This window comes from Vibrio sp. 10N.222.55.B11 (assembly GCF_041473705.1).
GTDB lineage: Bacteria > Pseudomonadota > Gammaproteobacteria > Enterobacterales > Vibrionaceae > Vibrio > Vibrio crassostreae_C.
Genome location: NZ_JBFRST010000019.1, coordinates 108966 through 124546 on the forward strand (window position 1 = coordinate 108966; position 15581 = coordinate 124546).

Here is a 15581-nt window from a genome sequence, read left to right on the forward strand (position 1 = left end):
AAGTTCGGGGGATGACTCGTATATAAGGTTGAAGATGGAGCTCTAACTGTCTTGGTACTTGCTATTAGGAAGCGTAAAAAAAAGAAGCCTATTTAATCGATAGAAAGCAACTAACCTCTCTCCTGATAGGCGTTTTTTGATATTAAATACAAATACGTAACTCTCTTAATTTTATTTCTCCAGTGGTGCTCAAACCCCGTTTAAAGTTGTATTTCTTGGCTATGGCGAGCAGCGCGGTATTCACCTTCACCGTATGCATCACGCTCTATCATGATGGCTTTCGCATTATAGAACAACACTTCTTTTGGGACGCCCCCGAAGTATTCAAACGCTTCTTCAAGGCCTTCTATCCTGTTTTCTTGACGATCTCGCTCACTAAAGTGAACGAAGGCCGCTCGGCTATAATCAAGCATAGCAACGAAGGCTTTTACACGTACGCCGCCACGTTTTATCAAGATCTCAACAGTCTCTTTTGTCTGTTAAAACGGATAGACACAGCAATTCAAGTTGACGACCAAACCAGCAACGCGATCCATAAGAATGTGTGGCCTCAGAGCTACGAAAACTTGCGTTATAATAACACTAATATTAGAGGCTACATTGGGTCTAAACTTCAAGAATATCACCAGTTCATCGCTGAATTGGCATCGATGGAGGGCGACAATATGGCAGCAAGACTTCCCCCGCTCTACAAACCGGACCGTTCCGGATCCAAACGCGCCCAGAGCGTATGAAAGAAATACTCGAAGCGTTAAAAAAATCAGAAGAAACGGACTGAGAAACAACAAGAAAGCGCCTAACACCTGCGTTAGAAACTTGTCTTAAACGCTTTCTCTGCTTAACTTGCCTTTATATGCTTGTTGAATTATTTTGTTTGGTAGCAGTTAGCAAAAATGGAACTGTACTTCATTAATTAAAAGGTGAACTGTTTATAGTAAAGAGAGCGTTATTATTTCAGGTTTGTTCGCAGATAATGAACACATGAGTCATTATCTGCGAGTAAAACAATGAATCCATTAGACTACACATTCTATACTTTAAACGCGAAACACTACTTACTGGAACCAGAACAAAAGATAGCGGTGAGACAAAACCAAAGCCGTCCGAGCTTTTCTGGGATAGTTTTCTTAGTGGGATTCCTAGTCGGTCAGGTTATCCACCTTTATTAATCACCTCCCGTGGAATTATAAGAAGACAACTTTAAGTTAAGTTGCCATATTCAGAGGTATTCGTTGTATCTAATGAACATAATTTTGAGGTTGACATGGTAGCTTCTCAGTTGTTATCTACGAGTCATCTGCAGCGTTTAAAGCAACTCGAGAAACATTTTTCTCGCAATGAAGCTTATGATGTTGATATTGTCTCACTTGCTGAAATTCTGGCCTGTTCAGAAAGGTACGTGAGTAAGCTAATGGCTTCTTTTGAAAGCTTTGGGCTTATCCATTGGGCTTCGGGTCAGGGCCGTGGTCATCGCTCAAAATTGACGCTATTAAAAAGTTTTGAGACCTCACTGCTGACTCAGTTAGAGCGCATGGCTCGCTCTGGCAGAATAGATCAGGCATTTCGACTAGCTACTCAATTTGGCGAAGTTCGTCTATTTCAAGCTCACTTACCTCTCTGGTTAGGGGACGCACAGCAGGAATTAAAAAAACAGAATACTTTGATGTATTTAGTCCCTTATATGCTGCCTGAATGGCACCCTCATTTGGCACAGTCCGCTCGTTCTATTTTATTGGTCGAAAGCGTCTTCGATACCTTAGTTCGATATAACCCTATTCAGAATGACATCGTGCCTCATATCGCTCACCAGTTTCATTACAGTGACAAGCAAATCCGTCTCCGCATCCGTAATGACATAATGATGCACAATAGAGAAGCACTGACACCGGAACTTGTAAAAAAAAATATAGAAATGCGCCTTAGTACGCCACATCCATATCAAATTCTATTTCGTCATGTAGAGGGTATTGACATAGATAAGCAGTGGGTCATTTTCTCTATGCGTCAATCTGACCCAGTTTTCCTGCATTTGTTAGCTGACTCACACAGTGCAATTTTTGATTATCAGGCTTCAAAACCAATTGGGTGTGGGGTATATCGAGTCGAAAGTTTGGAAAAACAATATTGGAGTTTAGTTCGCAATAACCACTATTTTGGTTTTGGTGGCCATATTGAACGAGTAGAATTTTGGTGTAGTGATGCCCAACCTCAAGCGCCTATGCACGTGGCAGAACTGCTCTATTGCGAATCCCAACCTACTCAGCCACAAAAAATCGATCGCAGCGGATGTACTGTTTTACAGTTTCATCATCATGTCGGTGCATTATCCGCTCAAGAAAGAGCCTGGATTGTTCATCATAGTCGACGTTTTACGCTTGGTAGCCAAAAAAGAGCGGCGAATAGCGTGATGGATTGCCATCAAGATAAGGGATTTCACTTGTTCAAGCACGACATGAAACTGCCGACTCGTCCGGTGGTAATTGAAGTGATAGACAGTCATATGAGCGAGTTACAGCCTTTGCTCGATGAGTTATCTCAAAAAGGGGTTGTTTGGCAGGTATGTATTCAAGGACAGTCTCAAGACATTGCTATTGATATCTCCTATGACTGTTACGTTTTTGGTGACGACCTGACATTTCAATATTACGAATGGCTCCTTTGCAGTAATGTGTTTAGTCTCTGCTTGCCTGAACGTGGAAAACAAAGCCTATTGACATTTATTGATATGTTTATGCAGGAAAGTAACAACAGTCAAGAGTTTTTGCACAAACTGTATCGAGCGGAGGATTGGCTTATCCAGAACTATTATTATTGCCCTCTATGGCGCAATCATTTCACCGTGACTCGAGCGGACAACTTGTATGGCACAGAAACGAACAATATGGGCGTAATGTCTCTGGTCAATATGTGGTTGGAGTAATCGCTGGTATGGTAGTGTATCTGTAGCGATATGATTTGCAGTGTTTAACGGATAATTAAGGATAAAAATGGACTTTCACCTTTGGCTCGGCTTTGTCGCGGCATCGCTCATTCTTACCGCGACACCAGGGCCTAGCATATTTTTAGGTATTGCACATGCTCTCAGATATGGGCACAAACGCGTGCTATATACCGCCCTTGGGGACATCTCAGCTAACTTTATTCAAATGGTGTTAGTCGCCTTGGGTTTAGGTGTCATCCTTGCCAATTCGGTAGTGGCATTTACTGTCATCAAAGTCTTTGGTGTGATCACCTTGGTTTACATGGGGCTAAAAATACTCCTAGCTAAACCAGCACAAGTTGAGCACTTAAACCTCAACAACTCAGATTTACAGGCCTCAAACAAAAAGTTGTTTTACTCTGGCTTTTTAGTCGCGGCTGGCAATCCCAAAGCCATCCTATTCTTCTCGGCTTTTTTCCCGCAATTCATCAACCCCGACTTACCCGTATTCCCTCAACTCTTAGTGATGTGCCCAACCATGGCGTTGCTTGATTTCAGTTTAGTGATGTTTTATGCGTTTTCGGCCAGACGGATTGTTGATGCGAGCCGACTACCTCTTACCGCTGTGACCAGAGGAAGTGGTGCTTTACTGCTGGGAGCCGCAGGTATTCTAGCAGTTAAAGAACCCACTTAATCTCGACTGAGAACCGCGACCAAGATTGAACATACTGTGCCCAGCACAACCAATACACCTATTTAGCAACTCTCGGAGTAAGACACCTATGATCACTTTTTACGAACTGTGTGGGGACGATGGCTTAAAATTCAGTCCTTATTGTTGGCGAACGAAAATGTGCTTGATACACAAAAATATAGCGTTTGATACCACTGAGCTTTCTTTTGTCGACATTCAGGCTCAGTTTAAGGCGCAGTTTTCTACACTCCCCGCCATCAAAGATGGTGAAACGGTGCTCTCTGATTCGTTTAACATCGCTGATTATCTTGAGGCCCACTACCCTGAATCACCTTCATTATTTGGCGGTGAAAAAGGGCGTTTAATGGCACTTTTTTTCCATGAGTGGACAGCATCATTACATTCGGACATCGCCAAAATTGCCATCTTCGACATTTACTGCAAGCTTAAAGATCGCGATAAAGATTACTTTCGTTCCTCTAGAGAGAAACACTTTCAGGACAGCTTAGAAAATGTACAAAGCAACAACCAAGAGTTAGCAAAGGCCGACTTACTCAAAAAGATGAGAGTACTGGAATCTTATTTAGCTAAGACACGATACTTATCGGGCGATGCGCCCATGTATTCAGACTATATCGTCTATGGGACGTTGAAGTGGCTGCTGTCTACGAGTAACGCTTTCACAGGGGAAATGCTGACTAGCCATGTTTTGAATTGGTATGACAGCCTAGATAGGATTGGCACTAGAATTTAAACATGCTTTAAGACAACGATGGAAATGTGAACGCAACGCATAGTTTGCGTTTAAATTTATCGGATGTTACATATTGATTTGTTACAGTTTATTTCCGTATGTTGCTGTCAATATGCAATGTACAGAATAAATTTTCATTTCAAAAAAGTGCCACAGGATATCGTATTATGATAACTAAAGTTGTTCCTCTGATGTTGTTAGTTTCGTGTTCAAGCTTTGCATCAAGTGAGATTGTTGATAATTTTTCTCATATAGGATTTGGTTATAAAGGAGCTAGTTTTAAGTCGGGAGCGTTAAAACCTTACCTTAACGATAAGTATGACAATACAGAGAATAAGACGATGGGAGGGTTATACTTAGATGTCAGTGCTCAAGTTTTTGACTACGTATTCGTTGAAGGAAGAGCAGACTTTCTCACTCGATTTAGTTCGGAGGTAGATAGTTGGCAAGCTGGCGGAGGACTCATTGGGCGTTTGGGAGGGGCAATGGCAAGCTCTTTATCCTGTGGAGCAGTAAACTATCGTGCTGATAGTGATTACAGTTCACCATATTCCGAGCGTGGAACATACTGTCAAGCGATGGTTAGAAAACAAATAGCTAATCATTGGTTGATGGGAGTTTCCTATCAGCATGATTTCTTAGATCTAGCAAGAGATGAGTTTAAGTGGAATAACGTCTTTCAATTCGGCTCAGTGTTTGGCTTAGTTGCAAATTTAGAATATGCAGAGCGTGATGAGGCGGAAGTGAGCTATGAGCTTGGGTTGCAGTTCTCATTTTAACTTGCGAGGGTATATATTTTTAGAAGCTTCATTTTATTATTAATATATTATTTTGTTTTTCATAAGAGGCTAGACTTAGCCACCACTTGAAAGTCATCTCTGTATAAAATGGTGCCGACGTCTGAATAATGTAATGTCGCCACCTTTGTATCATATTCTTCTAATATATATTTTAGCTCATACATGAGTGATATATGTTTGACGCTTGAGTCTAAAAACCAAGAGATAGCATTGTCTGGCCATGACTTTGAGTGGAACGGTGGACATGGTAGTGATTCATTAAGTTGAGTGAAGATTTCTTTAATATGCACCTGATGGTACTCGTAAAGGATCAATCCGTCGACAAGCATCATTTGTGCTTGGGTAATGATACCATGAGTATGCTGGATTCGCTTTTCCTCCTCCATACTGGCAATAAATCTTATAAACATTGGATTCCTTTATTACTATTTATTCATCTAGTTTAAGATTTTATCATTGATAATTTATCGTTGGACGATTTGAGAGTTAGCACAGAGTGTAAATAAATTTCATTCTATTAGTCAATTATAGAGGAGATGCACATGGAAACCATTATCCACGAAGCCATCAATCTTAGAGAGGCCGGAAATTATCATGCGTCTCGGCTTTTGCTGCGTACGCTATTGGATGACAGTCAATATGCAGCCAAAGCAAATTTATACATGGCTTGGTCTTATGATAATGAAGGCAAAGAGAAGCAAGCGCTTATACATTATCATCTTGCATTGGAAGGGGATCTTTCCATAACTGAACGTTTTGATGCTCTGTTTGGGTTGGCGAGTACTTATCGCAGTTTGGGTAAATACACTGAAGCGTTAGAGTATTTTGAGCGAACCATGGCTGAATACCCTGATTCACTGGAAGTACAGCCGTTCTATGCCATGTGTTTGTACAACTTAGAACGACACAAAGAAGCAACGGCGTTACTAATTAAGTTATTGTTATCAACCACTGAGAGTAAGAAAATCAAAAGTTACCAGCGAGCCATTCTGCTTTATGCAAAAGACCTTGATAGAACTTGGAAAAAACGAATGCAATACATTACAAATCAATAGGTTAATTAAAATAAAATGTATATAAAAACAGTGGTAATTGACGTTTTATCTCCATAAATAACGCTGTTTTACAATGAATGCCGCCATTTTTGCCGCCACTTTTACATAACCCTGTTTATCAACGAATTATGATTTCGGCTTAACGCCATTACATCATCTACCAACTTCTCGAGTTGCTTTTGCTGCATTTGCATTCGGCCTTGGAAGCTTTGGTATTCACTTTCATCCACTAATGCTAGCCCGTGTTCTCTCGCTTGCTGCTTGAGTAACTGCAGTTCTGGGATTTGACTACGCAATTCATTTTCTAAGTCTTGTTTAAGTACTCTTTTTGCCAATGCGTGTTCAAAACCATGCTCTTGTGACCAAGTATTGGTATTGAATACGGCATTGTAGTGCACATGAACATTTTGGCTTGTTACGTTTTTCGCCTTCGCCAATTCAAAGATTAAGTCGTTTAAGGATAGGTCTTGCGGAACAGTTGGAGTAGGAAGTGCTAGAGCTGTGGGCATAGTGTCGAACGCACGAATGACATTTAGGTGGAACTTTGGGCTAATCCACATTGCGTATGAGTAGACCAATTCTTTGCATACCCAAGTCCCCGCATCACTACCGCCACGTTTGGTATTTATAGCAAAGCAGGAATTACTGCTTTGCTCAATTTCATTAACCAGTTCTTGAGTTTGCTGATTCTTGATAAAAATACTTGGACGATGTCGATTGTGTCCACCACTCGCTTTATGCAGATCGTTTAGCGAATACAAATTATCGAGTGTGCGAATGTCTTTAGAAAAGATTGTTAAATTTGGCATGGTTGCCTCCTTGGGGATGATCTTTAAATCACCACACAAAGGGACTAATCTTCGGGTGGTGAGCTGAACAAGGTTAGTCCTACCGCTCCCAAGGTTACGGCCAGCCGAAGCTGCCTCGCCCAGCCCACCATAATGCTGATAGTACGTTTTATAAGTAAAACGACTATGTTCAGGTGTGCTGAAGCTGCACATAAAAAACCAGCAAAAGCTAGCGTCTATGCGCCTTGGGTGTATATTGCGGGGGACTAATCCCGACACTGGATTTTGCCAGTGCCGTTACAGATTAACGATGTGGAAGATCGGTGTCAAACGTTTAATAACGTTGCATATTGTATAGAGCGCGGTTCTTACAATCAGCTTGCCTCACCCATGAACGTAGACAGAATCGAGACAAAAACAACTCCAGAGCACACACGCAGTTCCAGAGTCACACTAAATTATTAACTAATTTAGATTCGTTTTATTTGTAACTATTGTAATTTTAGCCACCCATACAAATACGAATGATAATAATTATCATGAATTGTTTAAAGAAAATAATAGTTTCCTCATTTTTCCTCTCACCAATACATTGTTATTCTACAGAAATTATAGGGGAAGCTTTTCAATCGAATGACTCTTACGAAAATAAGATTAGAGATAAAAAATCGTTAGAGTTAGAAGCCCCTGACTGTACTGGCAACTCCTCTTGGATTGATTACCCTTCCTTACCTCAAGAGCCTACAGAAACGAGTAAATCCGATATTAATTGCAGTTTTATGCAGTTTGCATGGCAATCTTTTGCTTATTATACCAGTGACAAGACACCGGATTTATTCTTGAATATGATGCCGAAAGACAGAATATTTAAAGAGATACCCGATAGTTGGGACAATAAAGGTGATCAAGGATTAGTACAAAGTGAGATCCTTCAAGCCGGCTCTAATTTCCCATTGAACGATCAAGAAGGCAATCCGGTCTTCTATCAACAAAGTGTCAATAAAAAATTCTACAATGACATCGTCAAACACGGATTAAACAATAGCCAATGTGTCGCCGATATTGACAGTGGGAAAACACCGTTTGAAATATCCCCAGGCTCCACTGAAGTAAAAACCTCATGGAAATTAATATCTAATAACGACAACCCTGAAAAATTTTTCACTATTCATAGAGATGTTGAGATCGACGGGGCAGTAAGGAGTAATGTTCTAATGGGCTTGGTCGGGATTCATGTAGTGCGAAAAACAAGGAATCATCCTGAATTCATTTGGACCACATTTGAACACAAGGAAAACGCTCCTGATTGTGCTGATGTTCCTAACCTATCAAATTTTGAAAAATCAGGTAAATGGACATTTTTCAACCCAATGTCCTTTCAGAAAGTGAATACTTACTTCCCTGGTAAACCTACTCAAGTCTGTAGAGAAACACCCTATGGGGTTGGTGTTTTAACGAAAACTGAAGTAGCTAAAGATATAAAAGCGCTTAACGAGGCAATGTCAGATTATTACCAATCACGTAAATCTGTTTGGTCTAACTACTTCCTTGTGGGCACATCTTGGACAGTCTCAAACGAGAGTGATTTAAATAAAGGAGAGGTGCCTCCCTCTTGGAAAAATGAAATAGGGGGTTCGAAGTTATTATCAAACAGTACAATGGAGACCTATGTCCAAAACCCTCAATGGTTTGCTTTAGTGCATCCTAAAGAAGATAGGGGCTGTTTTGCTTGTCATAAATATGACCCTTTAACAAAGAAAGCCTTACATTTAAGCCATATGTTTAATGCGGCCCAAGATTACGGTCAGTGTTTTCTTTAAGGCTTGATTTAGAACCTAAAAATTGAAACTTCCTAACAAAGAGTGATCGGCTTTCCACTTTTATGATCTTACCCTTTCAGATTAAAAGGTTTTATAGAAATTAACATTAATTAAACCGCATAATAACATTTCACAGCTCAACACAATTCGTTGGATTTATAATTATAAAGAGTTAAGTATGCGCTCCAGACACCCTTGGTTAGACCGCTTATTCAGTCCCCACCCTCAATGGGTCTATAAGACTGGTGTTATGTTATTGGCCCTGTTGTTTAGCTTATTGGCTTCATTAGCAACCAGTCTTTATCAAGTTCATAATGAAATTAAGCATGACGTCGACTACCTCGATCAAATCGTTTCTGTTGCGATTAAATATGGGCTTGAAAAACCCATTCTTTCTGAAGCCAGCGTCGCTAGCGGTGAATGCTCCACTGACACTATAGAGCAGTTAGAGAAGCTTTATGTGTCGCATCTACTTATGTCGATACCCATCGTTAATCTTGATAAGCAGAAACCTTATACCTATTGCTCTCCTTTCGGCGTTGAGCAATTTGAACAACGTAATTTTAAGAACTTACTCAGTACACAATTAAAAGGGGAAATGTGGCGTTTAGCGATTTATTCTCTCTCCACAACCCCAAAACATCCCCCCTATTTATACGGTTCGAATGGACAATATGGCTTCCTCTTTCCATTACGCACGGAATACCTTTTTCTTGAAAATGATTTAGACCATCAACGCTCTATTCGTTTATCTTTACCAAAAGAAAATTACACTATCCTTGAAATAGGCAGTTTGCCCAATGCTGATCGCCTGTACTCGAACTCAGTTGCTTCAAACTATCTTCCTCTTACCTTTGAATCCTCCGTCTCTGCCTCACGAGTGCTTTCGAAGTTTAAGCAAAACTTGTGGCCGGTCACCACTTTACTCTTTATGATTTCACTCACCATTCTTTGGTTATGTGTTTCCTATTGGCACGCAAAAAAAGAAATTGCTCTTCAAAAAGCGGTTCGAGACGCCCAGTTTTTCCCCTATTATCAACCCATTGTAGACGCACAAACAGGTAAAATGCTCGGTGTCGAAGCTTTACTCCGATGGATTCCCTCTGATGGCCGCGTCATAGAACCAAGCAAGTTCATCCATTATCTAGAGCAAAGTGGGGATATCATTCCAACAACAGAAAATCTCATTACAACCATTTACCTCGACTTATCGTCTTTGATGAGTCAAAACGCTGAGTTTTATTGCAGTGTCAACATCACTCCTCTGCACCTACAAAATGACGATTTTTACCACTATTTAAAGCGGTTTCAGCACGACTACTCAAAACTGACGCTTGAATTGACAGAACGCCAACCGATTGAAAATTTGGCGTTTGCCAGTCAGCGCCTCGCCTTACTCAAAACATTAGGACTTAAAATAAGCCTTGATGATGCAGGTACCGGTTATGGCGGAAACTCCTATTTGCATTATTTCGATATTGACACTATCAAAATAGACAAAATGTTTACACGCTCCATTGATGAAGGAAAATCCGCTGTTCTCGATGGGTATATTAAAATGGCTAAGCAGTTAGAAATGAATCTAGTAGCGGAAGGGGTTGAAAATAAGCTTGAAGCTAACGGGCTTTTATTAAGAGGCGTCTTTCAACATCAAGGTTACTATTACGCTAAACCTATGTCGATTGAAGATCTCCATCGCTGGGCTTTAGATTATGGTTATACTCACGAGCGGGTTAGTGAGGCGCTCAGCTAAAAACATCACGGAGCTTACCTTAGTCAACAACGAAAAGATGCTCTTACTAATACTCGTGGTTTAGCCTATTTGAGTCCATAAAACGAACACGTCGGGAGTAAAGAAGATAACCACACTCTTTGCTCATTTGTGGCATCACTTACTTAAAGTGGTCCACCAAGGTCCCCTTGTGGGATAACGAACCATTCCCGCCTTACACATCAGAACATGTACGTCAGAAAACCCTTTTGGCCCGTTCTTTCACGATAGGTCGAAAACCAAGTCCCTTGTGCGTTGCTGATGCTTTCAAACATTGTCATCCCCATTGATGTTGATTCATACTGACTACGTTGATATCGCAGTCTTTGAGATCAAAGTCGAAAAACACATTCGTCGGCTTTTTATTCCATCTGCATACCAACACCCGCATCACCGTAAGAGTGGCTGCCTTCACTATTGCAAAAAGCGCCGCAGATGGGCGCAGGCCTGCGTAATATGCCTAAAAAGTTCAGGAGCCTTACCTGGGGCGACGTCCAAGGCTGTTTTTCTACTCAATTAAGCACGCTGGTTGAGTGGTTCAACAGAGTTACTTGGGAATACCAGACACCACATCCTTTGGGTGTGCGCATTCTACTACAAGAATGCACAAGCCAGTTTGTAGCACGGCTCTTGAGAGAGAGCCCATTGTTTTGTTCTTTTAAAAGAGCAAAACAATGTCCTTAAAAGGAGTTTGAATAATGCAAATTGTATACGGATATTGTCGTAAAAATGAGGCGGGGAATTTATTGGACCGCTTTGTTAAACAAGGGGATTTTGTCAGCTTCAAAGAACTGGGCTCGGTCGGGCGTGAATACATGGCATTTGCTGCTTTGTTGCCTTTTACTGACCGCCTCCCCTTTCCTTTCTATTGGAAGGGCGTTCATTTCGTTGCGGTTCAAAAACACACCCAATCAGTCCGTCAACTCACGCCACCACCATCAAAAAATGCTCGCAAAAAACATTATCGTAAACTCAAGAACACGATCATGACCCCTCAAAATTGGAAACAACACGTCTGTCGCAATCGCGGTTTAAAGTCTGTAAACGCTTCCTTGTTGCCTTTAATGTAATCGAGAAGAACCATGGGGCTCAACGGCAACACCTTCACTCATGCGGCCCAAAGCATTCCCCAAAATATGGGGAACTAACAACGTCCATTTTTCAACCCACCAGATGCCCGACACCCCTTTTGATAAAAGCGGTGCGATGTCGTGCCTCTTTTATTTACATTTAAAGGTAACCACATGAAAGATAAAACCTCACGCTTCATCCTTCCTCTTACGTATTGGCGTCACTTTTGTACGCTACTGGCCGTCTACTTTGCCTGTGCGTCACCCGCTTACGCCGATGACCTTTTTGCCAGTGGTAAAGATACCGTGACCAACACGGTAGGGACGGGGTCTTCTGGCGAGTTCTACATTCTGGTGGCAGGCCTGATTGGCGGCATCATCGTGGGCATCATGCAAAAGAACTGGGTGGGTGGCATCATCGGCTTTTTCGTTGGCGTGGTGTTCTGGGAAGTTGGTAAAGGGTTTGTAGGCTTATAAACCACATAAGGAGAGCGCGAAACTATTCGCCCTATTTCACCATGGATCATCAAGACAAACAAACCCTCTTCGCTTTTCCAAACTACTTACAAACCGACGTCAAAATAGTCGGATTTCCAATCGATGAAATACTCCCTTCTATCTTGTTGTTTTTGATGTTGTTCAACATCAATCGGTTGGTCGCGGTCGCCGTGTGTATCGGCTTTTTCCTCACCATTCGCAGCTTAAAAGTCCGACACGGCCCCAAATTCATCATTCACTTCATCCACTGGTATGGGGATGACACAGCGAATAAAACCATTTTTAAACGCACGCCCCCCGCCACAAAAAAATATTGGATTTACTGATGCTCAATGAACATAACGGCGAGGCGCTTAAAGCGGCTCGCTTTATCAATTACGTCCTCACCGCGGTGGTGTTGATCACCGCCTTAGGAACCGCTGGGTTGAGTTTTGCTTTATTAAGCCAAAACCAAGCGGAAAAGCGCACCTTCGTGCCACCTCATATCGACCGAGCGTTTACGATCTCAAGCGATGCGGTTGATGAAGCGTATCTTTCTATGATGGCCGATTGGTGGATACACCTAAAATTTAATGTCACGCCCTCTAACGTTAAACGTCAATTCAACTTACTCATTACCTACGTGCCGCCTAAATACTGGAGCGGCTTACAAGACAAGTTGATGCGAGAAGCCGAATTTATCATCGAGAACGACGTCACCAGTTTTTTTGAAGTTGACACGCTGTCTATCAACCTGAATGAAATGAAAATACGGGTCAAAGGCACGCTCAACAAAACCATCGCGGGGCGCACACTTGACCCTGAGCCCGTGACGTATCTACTCCAAGCCGATTACTCAAGTGGCTTGATTGAACTTCACACCATCGCCCAAGAGATACCGTTATGAAAATACGCTTGATTTATGCTTTTTTTGGTTTGTTGTTACCCATCATGAGCCACGCCCATACGATTGACGCAAAGACCTACTATTTTGAGCAAAATGATACCATTGTGTTGCCCTTATCCTCGGTCAACACCAACCGTTTAGTGGTGAAAGACGACAAGATATTAAACCTTCATTGCCCTAGAGGGTTTTGTCTCGCTAAAGCCAATCAACGAGACCAATCGGGCTCTATTACCGTCAAACTCAACATCGCCTTGCCTTTTACCGCGCACGTCACCACAGAGAAAGGTCAAAATTTCTCGCTTTTTATCAACCCTAAAGCCGTCCCTGCGGTGGTGAATGAGTTTATTCCGCTTCGCTCTACTGCAGAGAAAAGTGTCTTTGAAAAAGATCTCGAATACCCTTTGGCCTTGGGGCAACTCACCAAACAAATGATACATTGGCAGCGTTCAAAGACGCCTATCCCAGGGTTTCGTGTCCATCCGATTGACCCCGAAATCCTCCCCAAAGACACGTCGCCACTGGCCATTATTCCGCAGACCCTTTTTGTAGGCCGCCCCTTCTCAGGGCTTATTTATCAAGTTAAAAACCAATCCAATGACACCGTCACTCTGACCGAAGCGCAATTTTACAGTTACGCCAGTCGGAGCGCCTCACTTGACCGTTATACCTTACCCCCAGGTGAATCTACACATCTGTACATCATCACAGGAGGTCGCGAATGAAACGATTGAAACAGTGGCTTTTTAGAGAGTCAGACTTAGAGGATGGAGTGCTCGCCAATGACCAAAGTAAGCAGCGTAACCAAATACTCAGCCTGTTAGCCGTTGCGCTCTTAGTCGCAGTTTTTTTTGCGTTTAAAGCCTTTAAACAACCTCGAACCTCGCTAGATACTGCGAAAGAAGTCGTTGAGCCAGCCCCCAATTTTGGGGAAATCATTACTGATGATTTTACCGACAAAGACAACCGCTCAGCCTTGACCTTACAAGGTCAAGACATTGAAGACGTCAAAGAGAAGATGGAAAACCTCAATCGAGACGTCGATCGTTTGATGACGAGCAACGAAAATACGATTTCGCAAATGAAGAAAGAGAACGAGATCTTACGCGAGGAATTACGCCAACATCAAGAAGCGCAACGCACCATCGCCTTGCCATCAACCCAATCGCTACCCTCAAAGGAAGCCGGTCACCTCACCGTCATGGGAGAGCCTGCGCCGTTTGGCTCGCGCCCACTTCCTCCCAAACCTTTGCCCTCTTACGCCACTAATGATCTGCAAAAAGAGAGCTTTCAATACAGCAAAGCCGATAAGGCCTCGTTTGATGACCAAGGGCAAGCGTTTGACTCGTTTGATTTTTTTTGGACAGCCTCCTCAGAGTCAGCGTACCAACGAACCGTCGACAATTACGTCCCGTCGGGCACCTTTGTGACCGCCAAAATCACCGGTGGCGCCGATGCCAATGCCGGGGCGTTCGGCCAAAGTGATACCGCCCCCATCGTGTTTCAAACCGTGCATGAAGGCGTGTTGCCCAATGGAGAAAAGAGCCACCTCAAAGACTGCACCATCATTGGGAGCGTGTACGGTGACCTTTCTTCCAATCGCGGCGTGGCGCGCACTCACACCCTCAGCTGCATTCGGGACGGTCGAATTTTAGATATCCCCGTTCAAGGCACCGTCTTTAACTTTGGGCGCAATGGCATCCGTGGCACCTCGATTTTACGTAACGGCAAAATCGTCCAAATGGCGGGGATCTCAGGCATCTTAACCGGACTGGGTGAGACCGGGGCGGGCTTGGCCAGCACCACCTCAACCTCAGCGCTTGGCTCAACGTCGAGCCTCAACAGCAAGGATGTGGGATTAAGTTTATTGGGCAATGCCACCTCGGACGTGGGGAGTAAGCTTTCGGATTACTACATTGCCTTAGCCGAGTTATATCACCCCTTCATCGAAATCAATCCAGGGGGCATCGTGAATATCGTCTTTACGAAAGGGTTCCCTCTGGATGATGAGGAAGCGATCAAACGCTATATTGATCATCAGACAAAAGAGCAAGAGCAAGCAAAACCAGACACCCTTTTAGAAACCATCACACTCAACCCTCTCGCGGCAGAAGTTAACCAACAATTAAATTAAGGTCGGCTTTTATGACTATCAAACTTTTCACAGCGCTGCTTATTAGCCTACTAGCAGGTTGCTCTGCGGGCTTTCAAGATGAATTTAGTTGCCAAAAAATCGGCGGTATACCCGGCTGCGCCAGCATGGATGACATTCGCAACATCTCGACACACCCAACAACACAACAAGTCGCCGAGGCTAACGTCCTGGCTTCCCACCCTTTTACCTTACTGCCAAGACGCACCCGTGAAGGCCATCCTATTCGAACCCAAGACACGGTTAGGAAGGTGGTGATTTTTCCCTTTACTTCGGATGACACCACCACTTACCTCGACACAATGGATATTTACATTGTGTTAGACGAGTCTACCTGGACAGGTCGCCCTGTTCAGGCTATCAAGAAGGATTAACG

The 15581-nt window shown here is 42.8% G+C and carries 16 protein-coding genes and 1 pseudogene; 14 read left to right on the forward strand and 3 right to left on the reverse strand.

The features are described from left to right. Positions 1 to 199: 199 nt before the first annotated feature. Positions 200 to 452 (reverse strand): annotated as a pseudogene (locus tag AB4503_RS08290) (IS21 family transposase); the annotation flags it as partial. Between the two features lie 812 nt (positions 453 to 1264). Between AB4503_RS08290 and AB4503_RS08295 the strand changes: the two are divergent. The 4 genes from AB4503_RS08295 to AB4503_RS08310 all read left to right on the forward strand — a co-directional run bounded on the left by AB4503_RS08295 (position 1265) and on the right by AB4503_RS08310 (position 5147). Continuing rightward, on the forward strand, positions 1265 to 2920 hold the full coding sequence (locus AB4503_RS08295; RefSeq protein ID WP_017082569.1) for an SgrR family transcriptional regulator: 1656 nt from the start codon (positions 1265 to 1267) through the stop codon (positions 2918 to 2920). Positions 2921 to 2987: 67 nt separating this feature from the next. After that, a complete protein-coding gene (locus AB4503_RS08300) occupies positions 2988 to 3614 on the forward strand; it encodes a LysE family translocator (RefSeq protein WP_372114260.1) in 627 nt (208 codons plus the stop codon). Positions 3615 to 3702: 88 nt separating this feature from the next. After that, the gene (locus AB4503_RS08305; protein WP_017082571.1) at positions 3703 to 4368 is read left to right on the forward strand and encodes a glutathione S-transferase N-terminal domain-containing protein; all 666 of its coding nucleotides are present in this window, start codon (positions 3703 to 3705) and stop codon (positions 4366 to 4368) included. A gap of 167 nt (positions 4369 to 4535) precedes the next feature. Beyond that, complete coding sequence (locus tag AB4503_RS08310; protein WP_017082572.1) at positions 4536 to 5147, forward strand: hypothetical protein; 612 nt, start codon at positions 4536 to 4538, stop codon at positions 5145 to 5147. Between the two features lie 59 nt (positions 5148 to 5206). Here the strand turns inward: AB4503_RS08310 and AB4503_RS08315 are convergent, their stop codons facing one another. Then, positions 5207 to 5578 (reverse strand): hypothetical protein, encoded by a 372-nt coding sequence (locus tag AB4503_RS08315; RefSeq protein WP_054542759.1) that lies wholly within the window; start codon positions 5576 to 5578, stop codon positions 5207 to 5209. Between the two features lie 132 nt (positions 5579 to 5710). Here AB4503_RS08315 and AB4503_RS08320 point away from each other — a divergent pair, with 132 nt between their 5' ends. After that, entirely contained in the window at positions 5711 to 6223 is a 513-nt protein-coding gene (locus tag AB4503_RS08320) for a tetratricopeptide repeat protein (RefSeq protein ID WP_231900588.1), read from the forward strand. Between the two features lie 101 nt (positions 6224 to 6324). Here AB4503_RS08320 and AB4503_RS08325 read toward each other — a convergent pair whose 3' ends face one another. After that, positions 6325 to 7032, reverse strand: coding sequence for a KilA-N domain-containing protein (locus AB4503_RS08325; RefSeq protein ID WP_017082636.1), 708 nt, complete (start codon positions 7030 to 7032; stop codon positions 6325 to 6327). Between the two features lie 518 nt (positions 7033 to 7550). Between AB4503_RS08325 and AB4503_RS08330 the strand changes: the two genes are divergently transcribed. The 9 genes from AB4503_RS08330 (at position 7551) to traV (ending at position 15579) form a co-directional block, all read left to right on the forward strand. Further along, positions 7551 to 8831 carry a hypothetical protein gene (locus AB4503_RS08330; protein WP_016800282.1) on the forward strand — a complete coding sequence of 427 codons (1281 nt, stop codon included), beginning with the start codon at positions 7551 to 7553 and terminating at the stop codon, positions 8829 to 8831. A 178-nt stretch (positions 8832 to 9009) separates the two neighbouring features. Next, positions 9010 to 10584: an EAL domain-containing protein gene (locus tag AB4503_RS08335; protein WP_372114263.1), complete on the forward strand. Its 1575-nt coding sequence runs from the start codon at positions 9010 to 9012 to the stop codon at positions 10582 to 10584. 716 nt (positions 10585 to 11300) lie between these two features. After that, positions 11301 to 11672 (forward strand): hypothetical protein, encoded by a 372-nt coding sequence (locus AB4503_RS08340; RefSeq protein ID WP_017082639.1) that lies wholly within the window; start codon positions 11301 to 11303, stop codon positions 11670 to 11672. 174 nt (positions 11673 to 11846) lie between these two features. After that, a complete protein-coding gene (locus tag AB4503_RS08345) occupies positions 11847 to 12149 on the forward strand; it encodes a type IV conjugative transfer system pilin TraA (protein ID WP_017082640.1) in 303 nt (100 codons plus the stop codon). Between the two features lie 41 nt (positions 12150 to 12190). Then, positions 12191 to 12496 (forward strand): type IV conjugative transfer system protein TraL, encoded by a 306-nt coding sequence (gene traL / locus AB4503_RS08350; protein WP_016800278.1) that lies wholly within the window; start codon positions 12191 to 12193, stop codon positions 12494 to 12496. Then, positions 12496 to 13056, forward strand: a complete 561-nt coding sequence (traE, locus tag AB4503_RS08355) for a type IV conjugative transfer system protein TraE (protein WP_016800277.1) — start codon at positions 12496 to 12498, stop codon at positions 13054 to 13056. The genes traL and traE overlap by 1 nt, the downstream gene beginning before the upstream one ends. After that, on the forward strand, positions 13053 to 13778 hold the full coding sequence (traK, locus tag AB4503_RS08360; protein ID WP_017082641.1) for a type-F conjugative transfer system secretin TraK: 726 nt from the start codon (positions 13053 to 13055) through the stop codon (positions 13776 to 13778). Before traE ends, traK begins: the two co-directional genes overlap by 4 nt. Continuing rightward, entirely contained in the window at positions 13775 to 15187 is a 1413-nt protein-coding gene (locus AB4503_RS08365; RefSeq protein ID WP_102556630.1) for a TraB/VirB10 family protein, read from the forward strand. Before traK ends, AB4503_RS08365 begins: the two co-directional genes overlap by 4 nt. 11 nt (positions 15188 to 15198) lie before the next feature. Beyond that, positions 15199 to 15579, forward strand: coding sequence for a type IV conjugative transfer system lipoprotein TraV (traV, locus tag AB4503_RS08370; protein WP_017082643.1), 381 nt, complete (start codon positions 15199 to 15201; stop codon positions 15577 to 15579). The last annotated feature ends 2 nt before the right edge of the window (positions 15580 to 15581 follow it).

Bases quoted from the DNA above. Each gene is read 5' to 3' on its own strand.
- AB4503_RS08330 (WP_016800282.1), top strand. From the start codon at position 7,551: ATGAATTGTTTAAAGAAAATAATAGTTTCCTCATTTTTCCTCTCACCA.
- AB4503_RS08315 (WP_054542759.1), bottom strand. From the start codon at position 5,578: ATGTTTATAAGATTTATTGCCAGTATGGAGGAGGAAAAGCGAATCCAG.
- traV (WP_017082643.1), top strand. From the start codon at position 15,199: ATGACTATCAAACTTTTCACAGCGCTGCTTATTAGCCTACTAGCAGGT.
- AB4503_RS08325 (WP_017082636.1), bottom strand. From the start codon at position 7,032: ATGCCAAATTTAACAATCTTTTCTAAAGACATTCGCACACTCGATAAT.
- traL (WP_016800278.1), top strand. From the start codon at position 12,191: ATGGATCATCAAGACAAACAAACCCTCTTCGCTTTTCCAAACTACTTA.
- AB4503_RS08365 (WP_102556630.1), top strand. From the start codon at position 13,775: ATGAAACGATTGAAACAGTGGCTTTTTAGAGAGTCAGACTTAGAGGAT.
- AB4503_RS08305 (WP_017082571.1), top strand. From the start codon at position 3,703: ATGATCACTTTTTACGAACTGTGTGGGGACGATGGCTTAAAATTCAGT.
- traE (WP_016800277.1), top strand. From the start codon at position 12,496: ATGCTCAATGAACATAACGGCGAGGCGCTTAAAGCGGCTCGCTTTATC.
- AB4503_RS08300 (WP_372114260.1), top strand. From the start codon at position 2,988: ATGGACTTTCACCTTTGGCTCGGCTTTGTCGCGGCATCGCTCATTCTT.
- AB4503_RS08320 (WP_231900588.1), top strand. From the start codon at position 5,711: ATGGAAACCATTATCCACGAAGCCATCAATCTTAGAGAGGCCGGAAAT.
- AB4503_RS08345 (WP_017082640.1), top strand. From the start codon at position 11,847: ATGAAAGATAAAACCTCACGCTTCATCCTTCCTCTTACGTATTGGCGT.
- traK (WP_017082641.1), top strand. From the start codon at position 13,053: ATGAAAATACGCTTGATTTATGCTTTTTTTGGTTTGTTGTTACCCATC.
- AB4503_RS08335 (WP_372114263.1), top strand. From the start codon at position 9,010: ATGCGCTCCAGACACCCTTGGTTAGACCGCTTATTCAGTCCCCACCCT.
- AB4503_RS08340 (WP_017082639.1), top strand. From the start codon at position 11,301: ATGCAAATTGTATACGGATATTGTCGTAAAAATGAGGCGGGGAATTTA.
- AB4503_RS08310 (WP_017082572.1), top strand. From the start codon at position 4,536: ATGATAACTAAAGTTGTTCCTCTGATGTTGTTAGTTTCGTGTTCAAGC.
- AB4503_RS08295 (WP_017082569.1), top strand. From the start codon at position 1,265: ATGGTAGCTTCTCAGTTGTTATCTACGAGTCATCTGCAGCGTTTAAAG.